Raw genomic sequence first — 14,230 nt, forward strand, 5'->3', positions numbered from 1 at the left:
ATGTATTGTTTGATTTCATCGCTTGTATGTTTTGCCCTCAAAAACTGCTCATACAAAATGATTATTCAATCAAATTATCTTTCATAAAGACCATTCAACCATGCTGACACATTATAAAAACCATGACTTGATTGAGCTGGAAACCGTGGACTCTACCAGCCAATATTTAAAACGGTGGCTGGCTGACAAGGATACAGCTCGGCCATTGGTCTGTTGGGCGCATGAGCAGACCGCGGGCTATGGGCAGCAAAACCGACGCTGGCAGAGCAATGCCCAATCGGCCACGTTCTCGATTGCATGGCCTCTGGGGCATCGTCCCATTTTGCCCGGGCATGTCAGTTTGCGTTTGGCCAGTGTGCTTCATCAATGCCTGCTTGAACAGGTGGATGGACCTTTGTATTTGAAATGGCCCAATGATCTGTACGATGCGCAGGGTAAGGTCGCCGGTTTGTTGATTGAGCAGGCCAAAACGCCGGACGGTCGCTGCCTGATACTGGGGGTCGGCATTAATCGAGTCGAGGTTTCCGTCCATGACCAGGAAGCGATGTATGAAGCCAGTGCCTTGCCGAACTTTTCCGTACCGCTTTTGATCGAGGCCTTAGTCGCCGAATTGAGCGGTTTTTCGCTGACCGCGCCTTGGGAGTGGTCGGAACAGCAGTATTGGGCTTCGAATGATTGGTTTGAGCGCCATGAAACCGTGCGGCTCGTGGAGCCGTCCGGTCTCAAAGAAGCCATCTACTTGGGCGTCAATGATTTGGGACAGGCGCAATTAGACGTCAATGGTCAGCGTTTGACTCTGTCTTCTGGGGTACATCGTTTGCGAAAACATTGATTGTCTTTTTCTGGTTCAATGATGCACATCTAAAGTGCAAAATTCTCTTTTAAATCTCTTTTGCGTGAGTAACTAAATATAAAGTCTATATAAAACAACTACTTAGATTGTGGCATGTCTGTTGCTTATTACGATTTTAAGAAAAAGTAATACGAAGCAGGTTTCTCATGGCTCAAGGCATGCTACAACGCTGGACCACACCCCGCGTTGCGCTCGATAAAACATCCGTCCGCTTACTGACGTTTGCCAGTTTCGCACTGCCCATCCTGGTTTGGTGCCTGGTCAGTTATGTGCCTCACATTTGGCATCCCAAGGTGGAAATTACCGATCCGGGTGGGGTGAGTTATTTTCGGGAAGGAACGCTGGTCGATCGGGCCGTGTTTGAAATTGAGCTTGAAAAGAAACTTAAAGCCGATCCGGACGCGCCAGCGGAGACGTTGCCTCAAGGGGTACCTGCCAACCCTGTCTATCTGCCCGCACCGCATGAGGTGGTCACCGCGTTTTACACCGCTTTCACCACGCCTCCAAAACGCAGTAACGAGCCCTGGTTGCATGAAAGTCTCTGGCACTCGATTCAAATCATCGCCTGGGGGTTTTTCTGGGCCATGTTCTTCGGCATTCCGCTGGGGGTGATGGCAGGGACCTATGCCGCGGCTTCTCAATTGATCGAACCGTTTACCGAGTTTTTCCGATACCTGCCCGCGCCTGCGTTTGGGGCCTTGGCAGTGGCCATTCTGGGTATTTATGACGCGCCCAAAATTGCGATTATTTTCATCGGTACGTTTTTTCAGATGGTGTTGATTGTGGCGGCCACGACGCGAAAGCTCAACATTGCGCTGGTGGAGGCCTCTCTGACCCTGGGGTGCAAGGGCGCGCGCATGATTCGCCGTGTGATTTTGCCAGGCATTCTCCCCGACTTGTATCGGGACATGCGCATCCTGCTGGGCTGGGCCTGGACGTATTTGATTGTGGCCGAGTTGATCGGTACCAGTTCCGGCATCACCTGGTTCATTACCCAGCAGGCCCGGTACAAGAATTTCGATAACGTGTTTGCTGCGATTTTAATCATCGGTTTGATTGGTCTGATCACTGACATGATTCTGGCACGCCTTGGCAAGCGTCTGTTTCCCTGGCACACCGGTAAATAAAACACTTTAAAGGTTTTTTATGGCAACCCCTTCTTCTCTCAAAAAATGGACAACGCCTGAGATTCAGGACCGAAACGAGCGCATTCTCAAGCGGCCGAAAGCATTGAACATTCAAGGCCTGGATAAGTCGTTTTATCACAAAGGACGGGCGGTCAAAGTGTTGGAAGACATCGACTTTACCGCCTATAAGCGAGAATTTGTCTGTGTGGTGGGGCCCTCGGGATGCGGTAAGTCTACCCTGGCTCGCTTGATTGCCGGACTGGAAACCATTGATGGTGGCGCGATTCTGATGGATGGGGCTGAGACCAAAGGACCGGGGCCGGATCGCGGCATGGTGTTTCAGAGTTATTCACTCTTTCCCTGGATGACGGTGAAAAAGAACGTGATGTTCGGGCTGGTCGAAGGCGGTATGTCAAAAAACCAGGCTGAAATTGAAGCCTTGCAGTGGATCGATCTGGTGGGGCTGGATAAGTTCGCCGAATCTTATCCGCATCAGCTCTCAGGCGGCATGAAGCAACGGGTCGCCATCATCCGGGCTTTGGCCAATCAGCCCAAAGTCCTGCTCATGGATGAGCCGTTTGCCGCACTCGACCCCAAAAACCGTTTGAAGATGCAGCAATACCTGCTCGAAATCTGGCAAAACATCGACATTACTATTTTCTTTATTACCCATGACCTGGAAGAGGCGATTTATCTATCGGACCGAATTTTAGTGCTGGAGGCCAACCCCGGTCGGGTGAAGGAAGTGGTCTCAGTGCCGTTGCCTCGACCCAGAGCCGACGACACCCTGTTGAGCGAACCGTTTCTAGCAACCAAAGCGTATTTGGAAAGCCTGGTTCACCCCGTAGAAGAAAAACAAATCGACATGGAAGACAAACTGAGCATGGTCCGTATGGTTCCGGTCGATTCGGAAGTTCCGGATATTTTTTAATGATGCAAACTGAAAAGAACACACAATCGTTGATTCGCACCAGTGCGTCCTTGCCCGCCAAGGTGGTGGAGGAGCTGGAATGGCTGACCAAAAAGCGCGGCTTTAACAATCGCTCGGCCATACTCGCCGACTTGATTCACAAGGAAGCGGCGGCGTTCTATCAGGACTTTACCAATGAGATTATGGCGGGGACCTTTACGCTGGTCTACGACCACTCGGTGCCTGGATTGCAGCAAAAGCTCAATCAGCTCAAACACCGGCATGTGGCGGAGATTATTTCTAGCACACAAATTCAGCTCATGGACCAACACACACTCGAAGTGAATCTGATGCAGGGGCCGGCGCAGGAACTCAAACGCATCAGTGATGAAATGCAGGCCAATCGCGGCATCAAAAACAGCAATCTGTATCTCACCCACTCGGCACTGCCGCCTATTTTTACCACACAGAACAATCAACTCGAACAGGAGCAAACGCATGGCTGACGCGTCTTCATACAATGGTTTTATATGGAAAGAAACGCTTCCAGGCGGTGGCCACTGGTCTGGCGTGATTCGTCGAGGCACGGTGCTTAGGCTGACGGATCTGGAAGGCGGGACCAATGTGTCCATGCTGATCAATAATCTGGAAGTGAAAAACGAACGCTACAACATGCCCGATACGTTAAAAGCGCAAAAGACGGCGTTTCTGACCGTGCCCAATATGTGTTTCAGCGACATGGGGCGTGTGATGTGTTCGGTGATTGCCGATTCATGCGGCTGGCACGACACCATTGGCGGGCTGTCCAATGCGGCGATGGTCAAGCGTAAATACGGCGAGAAGGGTTATCAGGAAGCGCACAATGATTATTACAAAAATGCGTATGACAGCCTGCTTAATGAGTTGGAAAAGTGGGGGCTGAACGAAAGCCACATCGTGCCTAACCTGAACTGGTTCAGTAAGGTTCGGGTTGAAGACGATGGTTGTATGACCTTTGTTGAAAACAATGCCCAAGCAGGTGATTACGTTGATTTGCGTTTTGAGATGGATTGCATTGTGAGCCTGTCCACGGCTCAACACCCGATGGACCCTAACCCTGTCTATGCACCCAAACCGATCGAGATGAGTGTGTTTAAAGCGTTGCCCGTCGCCCAGGACGACCCTTCGCGCCGCCACCGTGGTGAAAACGAACGCGCCTATTACAACACCAAAGTTTTTTATGGAGAAAACCCCAATGAGTGAATTCGATGAAAGCCGCATTGTGTATCGTGAAGTCGTCAAAGCCGGTGATCCTTGGATGCATGAGGTCAAAGCTGGGCAGTATTTTCGCATTGTCGACCTCGAAGGCAATGAAGCCGTGGACACGCTTTTTTACAGCGCGCAGGATCAAAGCGAACGTTATTCGGCGACCGACACCATTCGCGAACAGGGCAACATTTACCTGACCACGGGCAGCGAGCTGCTTTCCAATCATGGCAATAAAATGCTGACCATCGTGGACGATACCTGTGGGCGCCATGACACCATCGGGGGCGCTTGTTCCGCCGAGAGTAATACGGTGCGCTATGCGATTGAAAAGCGCCACATGCATTCCTGTCGGGATTCGTTTCTGATGGCGTTGGGCCAGTGTGAATGCAATCACGGCAAAACCATGACCAAGGAAGACCTGTCGAGCAACATCAACTTTTTTATGAATGTGCCGGTGTCCCCGGATGGGCATCTGGACTTTGATGATGGCATTTCCGCCCCGGGGCGCTATGTGGAGATGAAAGCCGACATGGATGTGTTGGTGCTGGTGTCCAACTGCCCTCAACTCAATAACCCCTGTAACGGTTACAACCCGACGCCGGTTGAAATGATTGTGTGGGAGTAGGGCCGTGCCGCTTAAAGATGGCCAAATGGCTCGGGTGGCTTAGCTCTGATCCGCGCAGGTACAAGTTTGACCAGGCCTGGTTCATTGGAACGTTTTGGGTCTGAAAACGACCCCACGAATACAAGGGTTCAGAACGACCTGAATAGAGTCCTTTGCACGAGGCAGGGGCGAGGTAAAAATGAGAAAAAATTTTGCGGTTCAAGGCGGAGAACGCAGGCCATGGTCAAGTTTTTCAACGCAGAACTGCGGAATTTTGGCCATTTTTAACCGTCATCTGAACTTGTGTACAGGACTCGACTAAAGGAATAATCATGTTTAAAAAAGTATTGATCGCCAACCGGGGTGCGATCGCGACCCGGATCATTCGCACGCTTAAGCAGATGAATATTGCATCGGTGGTCCTGGCCTCCGACGCCGACCGAGCTTCCTTGCATGTGCAGCAAGCCGATGAAGTGATTTTTCTGCCCGGCAATGCCGCCAGTGAGACTTACCTGAATGTACCGCTGCTGCTGGCTGAGGCGGTCAAGCGAGGTGTGGACGCGGTCCACCCAGGGTATGGGTTTTTGAGTGAAAACACCGCCTTTGCCGACGATTGCGAAGCCGCGGGCATACGGTTTATCGGCCCGCGCAATGAGCATATCCGTGATTTTGGCCTGAAGCATACCGCCAGAGATCTGGCGACCCAGGCAGGGGTGCCGCTTTTGCCCGGATCCGGGCTCTTGGAAAGCCTGGATCAGGCTCTGATAGAGGCTGAGCGCATCGGCTACCCGGTGATGTTAAAAAGTACCGCCGGTGGCGGGGGGATTGGCATGCAAAAGTGCGACGGTCCCGATGATCTGTCAGCGGCGTTTGAGCAGGTGGCACGGGTTAGCCAGAATGCCTTCGGGCAAGCCGGTCTGTTTTTGGAAAAATTTGTGGTCAATGCGCGTCACATAGAGATTCAGATCTTTGGCGACGGCCGAGGCACAGTGGTCTCTCTTGGCGAGCGCGACTGTTCGTTGCAGCGGCGAAATCAGAAAGTGGTGGAAGAAACCCCGGCGGTGGGCATCTCGCGTGAGCAGGTTGCCCAAATGGAAGCGCATGCGGTGAGGCTGGGCGAGGTGGTTGATTATGAGTCAGCTGGCACGGTGGAATATGTCTATGATGCAGACGCTCACGCTTATTATTTTCTGGAAGTGAACACGCGTTTACAGGTGGAACACGGCATCACGGAAGCCGTACGCGGCGTCGATTTGGTTGAGTGGATGTTGCGTGTCGCTTATGACCAGACGCTGCCCGTGGATCCATCAACGGTGCCGGCGCCCCAAGGCCATGCGATCGAAGTGCGCATCTATGCCGAGGACCCCTTTAAGAATTTTCAGCCCAGCACCGGCAAAATCACCGGTTGGCAGATGCCGACCCATGCCCGTGTCGATACCTGGTGTGAGCGCGGCATTGAAGTCAGTTCGTTTTATGACCCGATGCTGGCCAAAGTCATCGTGACGGGGGAGGATCGTGAGGCCGCGGTGAGCGCATTGCAAGCGGGATTGGCGGAAACCCGAATCGATGGGTTTGAAACCAATGCGGCGTACTTAGGTGCCTTAAGCCGCGATCGCGCGTTTACGCAGGCGAAAGGGCTTTATACGCACTTTCTAAATGGCTTTATTCACACGCCGAATACGGTGGAAGTGACCCAACCGGGGACGCACTCAATGATCGTCAGTTATCCCGGGCGAGTCGGCTACTGGGACATTGGCGTGCCACCTTCCGGGCCAATGGATGCGCTGTCGCACCGTTTGGCCAATCGCTGCCTGAATAATGACGTTGATGCCGCAACCATTGAAATGACGGTCTCCGGCATTGGTTTGACCTTTGATGTGGACACCGTGATTTGTGTGACGGGGGCGGACATTCAACCTACGTTGGATAAATCGCCGATTCCCATGTGGCAGGCGGTGAAAGTGAAAGCAGGGCAACAGTTTAAATCCAAAGTGATCAAGGACATTGGCCAGCGGTCCTACCTTGCGGTGTTGGGTGGGTTTGATGTGCCCGACTACATGGGCAGTAAGACCACGTTTTCACTGGGCGGATTCGGCGGTCATGGTGGACGCTTGCTGCGTGCCGGGGATGTGCTTCGCCTGACCACCGACAAACGTCCAGAACCGCTGCCGGCTTTGCCAGAGCAGTCCATTCCGACCTTAAGCAATCATTATGAGATTGCTGTGATTTATGGGCCGCAAGGGGCGCCTGACTTTTTCACCCCAGAGGACATTGAGCGTTTCTTTGGTGTTGACTGGGAGGTGCATTACAACTCAAGTCGCACCGGCATCCGCCTGGTCGGCCCCAAGCCCGAATGGGCTCGTCAGGATGGGGGTGAGGCTGGGTTGCACCCCTCAAACATTCATGACAATGCCTATGGCATTGGGGCCATTGACTTTACCGGCGATATGCCGGTGATTCTGGCTCAGGATGGCCCAAGTCTGGGCGGATTTGTGTGCCCGGCCACCATTATCGAGTCCGAACAATGGAAGATGGGCCAGTTACGCCCGGGCGACACCGTACGCTTTCAGGCCGTGGCTATAGAAGACGCCGAAGCGGCGCTGGTTGAGCAGGAGCAAGCCATTGCCTCTTTGTCGGCTTCGCCCGTGATGCGTTTTCCGGAGCTTTTATCACCCATCGCGCAGCCCTGCCTGGCGCATGAAATTAGCAGTGCTGAGCACGAATTTGGTGTGAAGTATCGTCGCTCCGGGGATTGCCGTGTCCTGGTCGAATACGGACAAATGGAGCTGGATCTGGCCCTTCGTTTTCGTATTCAAGTGTTGCTCGAGCGCCTGAAAGAATACCAGGAAACCGGACAATGGTCGTTCATTCGGGAGCTGACGCCGGGTATTCGCTCGCTTCAAATTCATTATGACCCCAAAGCCATTCATCAGAACGATCTGATCGATCGGTTGGTCGCTCTGGAAGATGAACTGTCTTCCGGCCAGGACCTGACCGTGAAAAGCCGGATTGTGAAGTTGCCGCTGTCCTGGGATGACCCCAGCACCCGTCTGGCCATTGAAAAATATCAGACCACGGTGCGCCCCAATGCCCCCTGGTGTCCGAGCAATATTGAATTCATACGTCGAATCAATGGCCTGGAGAGCGAAGAAGAGGTGAAACGCATTGTGTTTGATGCCAGTTATCTGGTGATGGGGTTGGGCGATGTGTATCTGAGTGCGCCAGTGGCCACGCCCATGGACCCGCGTCATCGTCTGGTGACCACCAAGTACAATCCAGCGCGGACCTGGACCCCGGAAAATGCCGTGGGCATCGGCGGGGCTTACATGTGTGTGTATGGCATGGAAGGCCCCGGTGGTTATCAGTTCGTCGGGCGCACAGTGCAAATGTGGAACGCCTATCACCGTACCGACGTTTTTACCGAAGCCAAGCCGTGGCTGCTTGATTTCTTTGACCAGATTCAGTTTTATCCGGTTTCGGAAGATGAACTGAAACAGGCGCGTCAGGATTTTCCATTAGGGCGCTTTGACGTGGAGATTGAAGAAACCGAACTCTCCCTCAATGCCTATCAGACGTTTATTGCCGAAAACCAGGACAGCATCGATGCGTTTAAAAAGACGCAATCCGAAGCGTTTGAGGCAGAGCGTTTGTATTGGGAAGAATCAGGCCTGGCAAATTTTGAAGCCGATACGGCACAGGAGTCGTTGCAGTCGGATGCGCCGCTGGAAGTGCCGGAAGGGTTTGAAGCGGCTGTTTCTCCGATTACGGGCAGTGTGTGGAAACTTCAGGTCAAACCGGGGGAGAAGGTAGAAGAGGATCAGACCATTGCGATTCTTGAAACCATGAAGATTGAAATTCCGGTGAATGCCGATTTTTCGGGTACCGTGGCTGAAATTCTGGTGAATGAAGGCGATTTGATTCAAACCGGCCAGGCATTAATGGTGATGGAGGTAGAGGCATGAGCGCGATGACAGATTTAAGCATCGGTGCGTTGAGAAACGCGTATGAATCCGGCCAGCTTACCCCGCATACATTGGTGCCTGAGTTGCTGGAAAAGGCACGCTGCTTTGATGATCATAACGTGTTCATTACGCTGCTTGAGATGGATCAAATTGAACCGTATCTGACCCGACTGGGCGACGTGGATTTTGACAGTCGCCCTTTGTGGGGCATTCCGTTTGTGATTAAGGACAACATTGACCTGGCCGGTGTTGCGACCACCGCAGGTTGTCCGGACTATGCTTACGTGCCGGAACAGTCGGCAACGGTGGTGTCCTTGTTGATTGACGCAGGTGCGATTCCAATCGGTAAAACCAATATGGACCAGTTTGCAACCGGCTTGGTTGGCACACGCTCACCGTATGGCGCCTGTCACAATGCGTTTGATTTCGACATGATTTCCGGCGGTTCCAGTTCAGGGTCTGCCGTGGCGGTGGCCAAGAGCTTGTGCACCTTTTCATTGGGCACCGATACGGCCGGTTCCGGCCGGGTGCCGGCGGCGTTTAACAATCTGGTCGGTCTGAAACCTTCCAAAGGTCGGCTCAGCATGCAAGGCGTAGTGCCTGCGGTGCGATCCCAGGATGTGGTCAGTGTGTTTGCGTTCAATGCTCAGGATGCTCAGGCTGTGCTTGAGGTCGCGGGGCAGTATGATCCCGCGGATGAGTACAGCCGCTCGGCGGAGGCGCTTTTGCCGCCAGTCTGGAACGCAAAGCCGGTTATTGGCATTCCGGATGCCGAAAGTCTTTATTTCGATGACGATGCGCAGGCAAAAGCCAATTTTCTTGCCGCCATCGAACGGCTTGAGCGGTTGGGCTATGAGGTGGTGGAGGTGCCATTCAAGCCTTGGCTGGATACCGCTAAATTGTTATACGGTGGTGCCTGGGTGGCAGAACGTTACGTGGCGATTGAGGCTTTTTTTGACGCCAATGAGACGAAAATGGACCCGAGTGTGGCAGCGATTGTCCGCGGTGCCAGGGATCTGAGCGCCGCGGATGCCTATCGGGGTGGTTATCAGTTGCAGAAAGCGCAGCGTGTGACCCGCGAACTCTGGCAGAAAGCCGGGATCGATTGCATGATGACGCCGACCACCCCCACCATCTATTCGATCGAAGCGGTTGAGGCGCAGCCGATTGAGCTGAACAGTCGACTGGGCACCTATACCAATTTTATGAATCTGCTTGATTACGCGGCGGTGGCGATGCCGTCCGGTTTTCGAGACGATGGTTTGCCAGCCGGCGTGACCTTCTTTGCGCCAGCTGGCGCCGATACCCCCTTGTTGCAACTGACCGATCGATTGCAGGGGGCGTTTACCTCGACGGCTGGAGCGATGAAAGTCCCGGTGCCGCCTATGGCCCCGTCCCGGTTTGTACAGGATCGTTGGATTTCTCTGGCGGTGGTGGGGGCGCATCTGTCCGGTTTTCCGCTCAATCAGCAGTTGATTGAGCGCGGTGCAAAGAGGATTGAAACCATGCAAACCGCCGCCAAATATCGATTTTATGAACTCAATGAACGTCCTCTTCTAAAACCCGGTCTGGTCAAGCAATCTGAAGGTGGGGCCTCGATTGAACTGGAAATCTGGGCCATGCCCAGAGAGCATTTGGGCTCTTTTTTAGCTCTGATTCCCTCACCGCTGGGCCTGGGAAAAGTCGAGCTCATTGACGGGCGTGAAGTGGTCGGGTTTGTCTGCGAGCCTTACGGCATTGAAGGCGCCCTCGACATCACCGAAACCGGTGGTTGGCGCAATTGGATGGCGCAAAGAGCGAGTAAAGACGAAACGTCCTAATGCTAAAAAGAAATTGATTGTCAGGCCAATAAGCCATCAAGGCCGGTGAGTGGTAACGCTCACCGGCCTTTTTTTGCGTCATCACTGACTTTGGTGATGGGTTGCTGCGTAGAGCACTTCCGGCTCATGCGTTCTGAGGGCTTCCAAGATGGCTGCAGTGACGATCAATAACCCGCCCATGGCTTCGAGTAATGTCAGGGTTTCGTTGGCAATCAATACTGCCGAGAGGACCGCAGCCAATAACTCTGTGATCATGAGAATGGCTGCGCGATTGGCAGGCATGTGAGTGACGGCCCACTGGGAGCCGTAATTGGCGATTAGCAGCCAGACCAGACCATAAAAAGCCAGAAACCACCAGGCACTCGCCGCGTCCACGGGTGGTATGGGGTCGGCCTGGACCAGAAATAATATCCCGGCCAATACCGCTGTGCCCATAAACAGGGCACTGAGTTTGATGTTGACCGGTAAGGTCTGGTAGGCACGAAAGGCAATGTTATTCATGGCAAATAGAAAGCCGGAAAGCAGGGCGACCAAATCAATCAGAGCGGGCGGCTGGTCAAAGATCTGGTAGCCCCCGACAATCAAAAAGGCACCAAAAACTGCCAGGCCTGCTGCAAGCCATCCTTTAAGATCGATGTGTTCCCCTAAAATCAGCTTTCCACCCAGAACGCCCCACAAAGGCAACAGATAAAACAACACCATCACTCGAATGACATCGCCATAGATCAAGGCATAGTTAAACGCCAGATTTGCCCCGCCGCCTAACGCAAATATGACCAGCCAGGCTTTCAGATGTGAGGTTAAAAAATGGCGCTGCCGTACTAGAGAGGGTAAAAACGCCAGGGCCAGAAGGGCATAGGCGGCCATGATCAAAAACGGTCCATCAAACCCCATTTGGTTAAGGGTTTTGAGTGGCAGCCAGCTCATGCCCCAGAAAATGGACGCAAAAATCAGAATAAACGCTGGAAAGCCGGGATGTTGTCGAACCTGAGTGAGTGTCACTGTGTCAGTCTCTTGGTTGGTAAGGTTTGAAGAATTGTTCAAAAGCGTGGCGTTCGCGTTCGTTCATCCATTGGTTGATTGCCCAGATGTCGGCCACGGGTGCTTCGGTAAATGGCAGCAAGTGACAATAGCCGTCTGGCCCAAATTCGGGGGTGAAAGTCGAAGCCTGCCAGCCCGCCTCTTTTTGCGTCCGCCAGATCCATTGCCAGATTTGTTCATGCGCCATCAATGCATACTCATACTCAGGGGCTGCGGGATGAGGCACCTGCGGCCCCTGGTCATAGCCCACCCGTCCGTGGATGTGAAACACATTGGGCGCGATGCGTTGGATTAATGTCATTTCCGTGTCCATCTGACGTTCAGCGACGACACACCAGTGGCTGATGTCGAGCGTCAGTTTGATTTCCGGCAGCTGTTTGACCACTTGGTCGGTGACCCAGGGCGTAAACAGGCAGCGACTGCGGTGGGTTTCAAAGCTCAAAGTCAGTCCCAGCTCGTCTTGCAGCGCCATGGCTTTTTCAAAAAAACGCAGCGTGTCTTTTTCTGGCCAGGCATCGCAGCCGACAATGCAGGTGGCAAACAGGGGCGTTAATGGCAATGCTCGATCAACTTGTCGCCGAATGTCATCCAAATGCTGAGTGACCGACCAATGGCGCTTGGGTACATAATCGCCGCCTGAGACAATTTCTGCGATGTAGGCGCACTGGTGCTGATCCAGCGCGTCCTGCCACCTCGCTTGGTCCGATGCTGCCGGGGGGCGCCCTTCAATCCCATTGAAACTAGCTTCCTGTGCCTGTTGGCAGGCCATCTCAATCGGATCCGTATTCCCCCAGAGGGGTTTAAAGGTTTTGAGTTTCATTGGATTTGGCTCGGCTTGTGTGGCTTATTCAAAGGGTTTTGGAAAGCGGTTGTGCCGTTGATAAAACGCCCAGTCGTGATTGGGCCAGAGGTTGGCCTGTTCGTTTTTCTGCAATGTTTTGAGTTTTCGAATGCTGTCGATGGCCATCTGTCGGTTGTCTTGCCAGCACAGGCCTGGCGCAATTTCCTGATCAATGTTTTCCTGCAGGTCAGCGGCATCCCCGGCTAATAAAATCGGCGGCCCTTTGGGAAGCTCAATCAGCATGGACATGTGCCCGGCGGTGTGGCCTGGGGTTTCGATCGCTTGTACGCCGGGCGTCAGCTCGTATTCACCGCTTTGGATCCGCCAGTTTAAAGAGAGGTCGAAATCCGACTGAAAATAGGCGTCATCCGCCCGAGACTGGGCCGCATTCAGTTCCCGCTCGTGGACATGCACCTCCGCCCCGCAAAATTCACACAGCCCACCTGCATGATCAAAATGCAGGTGGCTGCAAAACACCACGTCAATGTCTTCGGGCTCAAGCCCGATTTGTTTAAGACGGTTGGGCAGCCGCTGCTCGGGCTGCATGGTAGGGGGACCAAACGGGAAGGCTTCGTTCTCGTAGTATTGTTGTTTGAGTTCAGGCGTGTTGATCTTGGCATAGTCACAACCGACATCAAACAGGATGCGCCCATGCGAGGTCTCAATCAGATAAGCCAGGATAGGCGCTTTAATGATTTCGCCGTGTCCCCGGTTATGGGTGGACAGCGTTTTTTCATAGGCGTGTTCGCCTGTCAGGATGCACCAAAACTTATTGACCTGAGACACTGTCATTTCTCCGTTTTAATGCGCGGTTAGAAAGGAAACGCCATCCACGCCAATGAAGGTTTCGCCTTCATCCTTTTTGACCGGTAAATTGACCGGGTCGCCGTTGAGGACCCTTGGAATGCGGTATTTGTGAAAACTTTTGATCAGGTGGCCAAAGGTGAGCACCTGCTGGTCCTGGTCGCCATAAATTTCCTGGTGCAGCTTGGGCAGTCGATACCAGGGTTGCATCTGTTGGCGGTGGTGCACATTGTGATACGAAAAGTTCAGCGCAATCAGGTTGACCCAGGGATGTTTGACCGAAAACAGGTTGGAGTAGGTGTTGTGCTCTTCAAAGGTTCTGTCACGCAGGCGGGCTTCCGGGCCGCGTTTCTGGTCCAGCGTTTCAAACACTTCGTAGGTGTGTTGGTGCACATCCATAAAGCGCATGAACGTCAAAAACAGAAGGTAAGACAGGGCGTACAACCAGAGAAAGTGGACCGAGATCGATGCAAGGTAGACAAATAAGGCGGTGCGAACCAGGAGTGTGGTTAAAACCCTCGCACGACGTTTACGACGGTTGGGTTTAACAAATGGGAGAATGATGACCAGAAGATGCATCAGAATTTCCAGTGCTGGAATATAGGCCCATTCGAGCGCATGAATGATTTTTAAAACAATGGGATGTTGGGCCAAGATCGGGCGAAAATCAAAACTGACAATGTCAGCGCGATCGGAGTGGTGGCGGGCATGTTTGTGGGAAACATCGTCAAAATGCGAGTAACTGCAACCGGTGATCCAGAGCAGCCATTCGCCAAACCAGCGGTTGTGGCGTTTGTTTTTGAAGATGCTCAAGTGCGCCGCCTCATGGAGCAGATAGGCCGCAATGACCATGGAATGGGCAAACCAAAAAACCCCGATCACATTCAACAGCGGATGCTGTGTCAGCATCCAATAACCACCGGTTAGATAGCCAATCAGCACATAGCTTGAAGCCAGAAAGGTTGGAAGCGGGGCATCGTTGTGTCTGAACAGTGAATGATTTTGGGGCATTTTGCTTTC

General features: G+C 53.0%; 12 protein-coding genes. 8 read left to right on the top strand and 4 right to left on the bottom strand.

Annotation, left to right across the window (positions count from 1 at the left end):
• The first annotated feature begins 100 nt into the window (after window positions 1–100).
• The 8 genes from AVO41_RS03785 (at window position 101) to atzF (ending at window position 10,524) form a co-directional block, all read left to right on the top strand.
• Window positions 101–832 carry a biotin--[acetyl-CoA-carboxylase] ligase gene (locus AVO41_RS03785; RefSeq protein WP_068582773.1) on the top strand — a complete coding sequence of 244 codons (732 nt, stop codon included), beginning with the start codon at window positions 101–103 and terminating at the stop codon, window positions 830–832.
• 167 nt (window positions 833–999) lie between these two features.
• Window positions 1,000–1,980, top strand: coding sequence for an ABC transporter permease (locus AVO41_RS03790; RefSeq protein ID WP_235584645.1), 981 nt, complete (start codon window positions 1,000–1,002; stop codon window positions 1,978–1,980).
• A gap of 19 nt (window positions 1,981–1,999) precedes the next feature.
• On the top strand, window positions 2,000–2,911 hold the full coding sequence (locus tag AVO41_RS03795) for an ABC transporter ATP-binding protein (RefSeq protein WP_068582775.1): 912 nt from the start codon (window positions 2,000–2,002) through the stop codon (window positions 2,909–2,911).
• Entirely contained in the window at window positions 2,911–3,396 is a 486-nt protein-coding gene (locus tag AVO41_RS03800; RefSeq protein WP_068582778.1) for a CopG family ribbon-helix-helix protein, read from the top strand. Before AVO41_RS03795 ends, AVO41_RS03800 begins: the two co-directional genes overlap by 1 nt.
• On the top strand, window positions 3,389–4,132 hold the full coding sequence (locus AVO41_RS03805; RefSeq protein WP_068582781.1) for an urea amidolyase associated protein UAAP1: 744 nt from the start codon (window positions 3,389–3,391) through the stop codon (window positions 4,130–4,132). The genes AVO41_RS03800 and AVO41_RS03805 overlap by 8 nt, the downstream gene beginning before the upstream one ends.
• Entirely contained in the window at window positions 4,125–4,763 is a 639-nt protein-coding gene (locus AVO41_RS03810; protein WP_201022831.1) for an urea amidolyase associated protein UAAP2, read from the top strand. The genes AVO41_RS03805 and AVO41_RS03810 overlap by 8 nt, the downstream gene beginning before the upstream one ends.
• A gap of 311 nt (window positions 4,764–5,074) precedes the next feature.
• Complete coding sequence (uca, locus tag AVO41_RS03815; RefSeq protein ID WP_068582785.1) at window positions 5,075–8,704, top strand: urea carboxylase; 3,630 nt, start codon at window positions 5,075–5,077, stop codon at window positions 8,702–8,704.
• Complete coding sequence (gene atzF / locus AVO41_RS03820; protein WP_068582789.1) at window positions 8,701–10,524, top strand: allophanate hydrolase; 1,824 nt, start codon at window positions 8,701–8,703, stop codon at window positions 10,522–10,524. Before uca ends, atzF begins: the two co-directional genes overlap by 4 nt.
• A gap of 81 nt (window positions 10,525–10,605) precedes the next feature.
• Here the strand turns inward: atzF and AVO41_RS03825 are convergent, their stop codons facing one another.
• Genes AVO41_RS03825 through AVO41_RS03840 form a run of 4 tightly spaced genes read right to left on the bottom strand, consistent with a single transcriptional unit; the run spans window position 10,606 to window position 14,221 of the window.
• Entirely contained in the window at window positions 10,606–11,526 is a 921-nt protein-coding gene (locus AVO41_RS03825) for a DMT family transporter (RefSeq protein ID WP_235584646.1), read from the bottom strand.
• 4 nt (window positions 11,527–11,530) lie between these two features.
• On the bottom strand, window positions 11,531–12,385 hold the full coding sequence (locus AVO41_RS03830) for a sugar phosphate isomerase/epimerase (protein WP_068582792.1): 855 nt from the start codon (window positions 12,383–12,385) through the stop codon (window positions 11,531–11,533).
• 24 nt (window positions 12,386–12,409) lie between these two features.
• Window positions 12,410–13,192 carry an N-acyl homoserine lactonase family protein gene (locus tag AVO41_RS03835; protein WP_068583309.1) on the bottom strand — a complete coding sequence of 261 codons (783 nt, stop codon included), beginning with the start codon at window positions 13,190–13,192 and terminating at the stop codon, window positions 12,410–12,412.
• A gap of 15 nt (window positions 13,193–13,207) precedes the next feature.
• A complete protein-coding gene (locus AVO41_RS03840) occupies window positions 13,208–14,221 on the bottom strand; it encodes a fatty acid desaturase (protein ID WP_068582795.1) in 1,014 nt (337 codons plus the stop codon).
• Window positions 14,222–14,230: the final 9 nt, after the last annotated feature.

The sequence above is a fragment of the Thiomicrospira sp. WB1 genome (assembly GCF_001507535.1).
GTDB lineage: Bacteria > Pseudomonadota > Gammaproteobacteria > Thiomicrospirales > Thiomicrospiraceae > Hydrogenovibrio.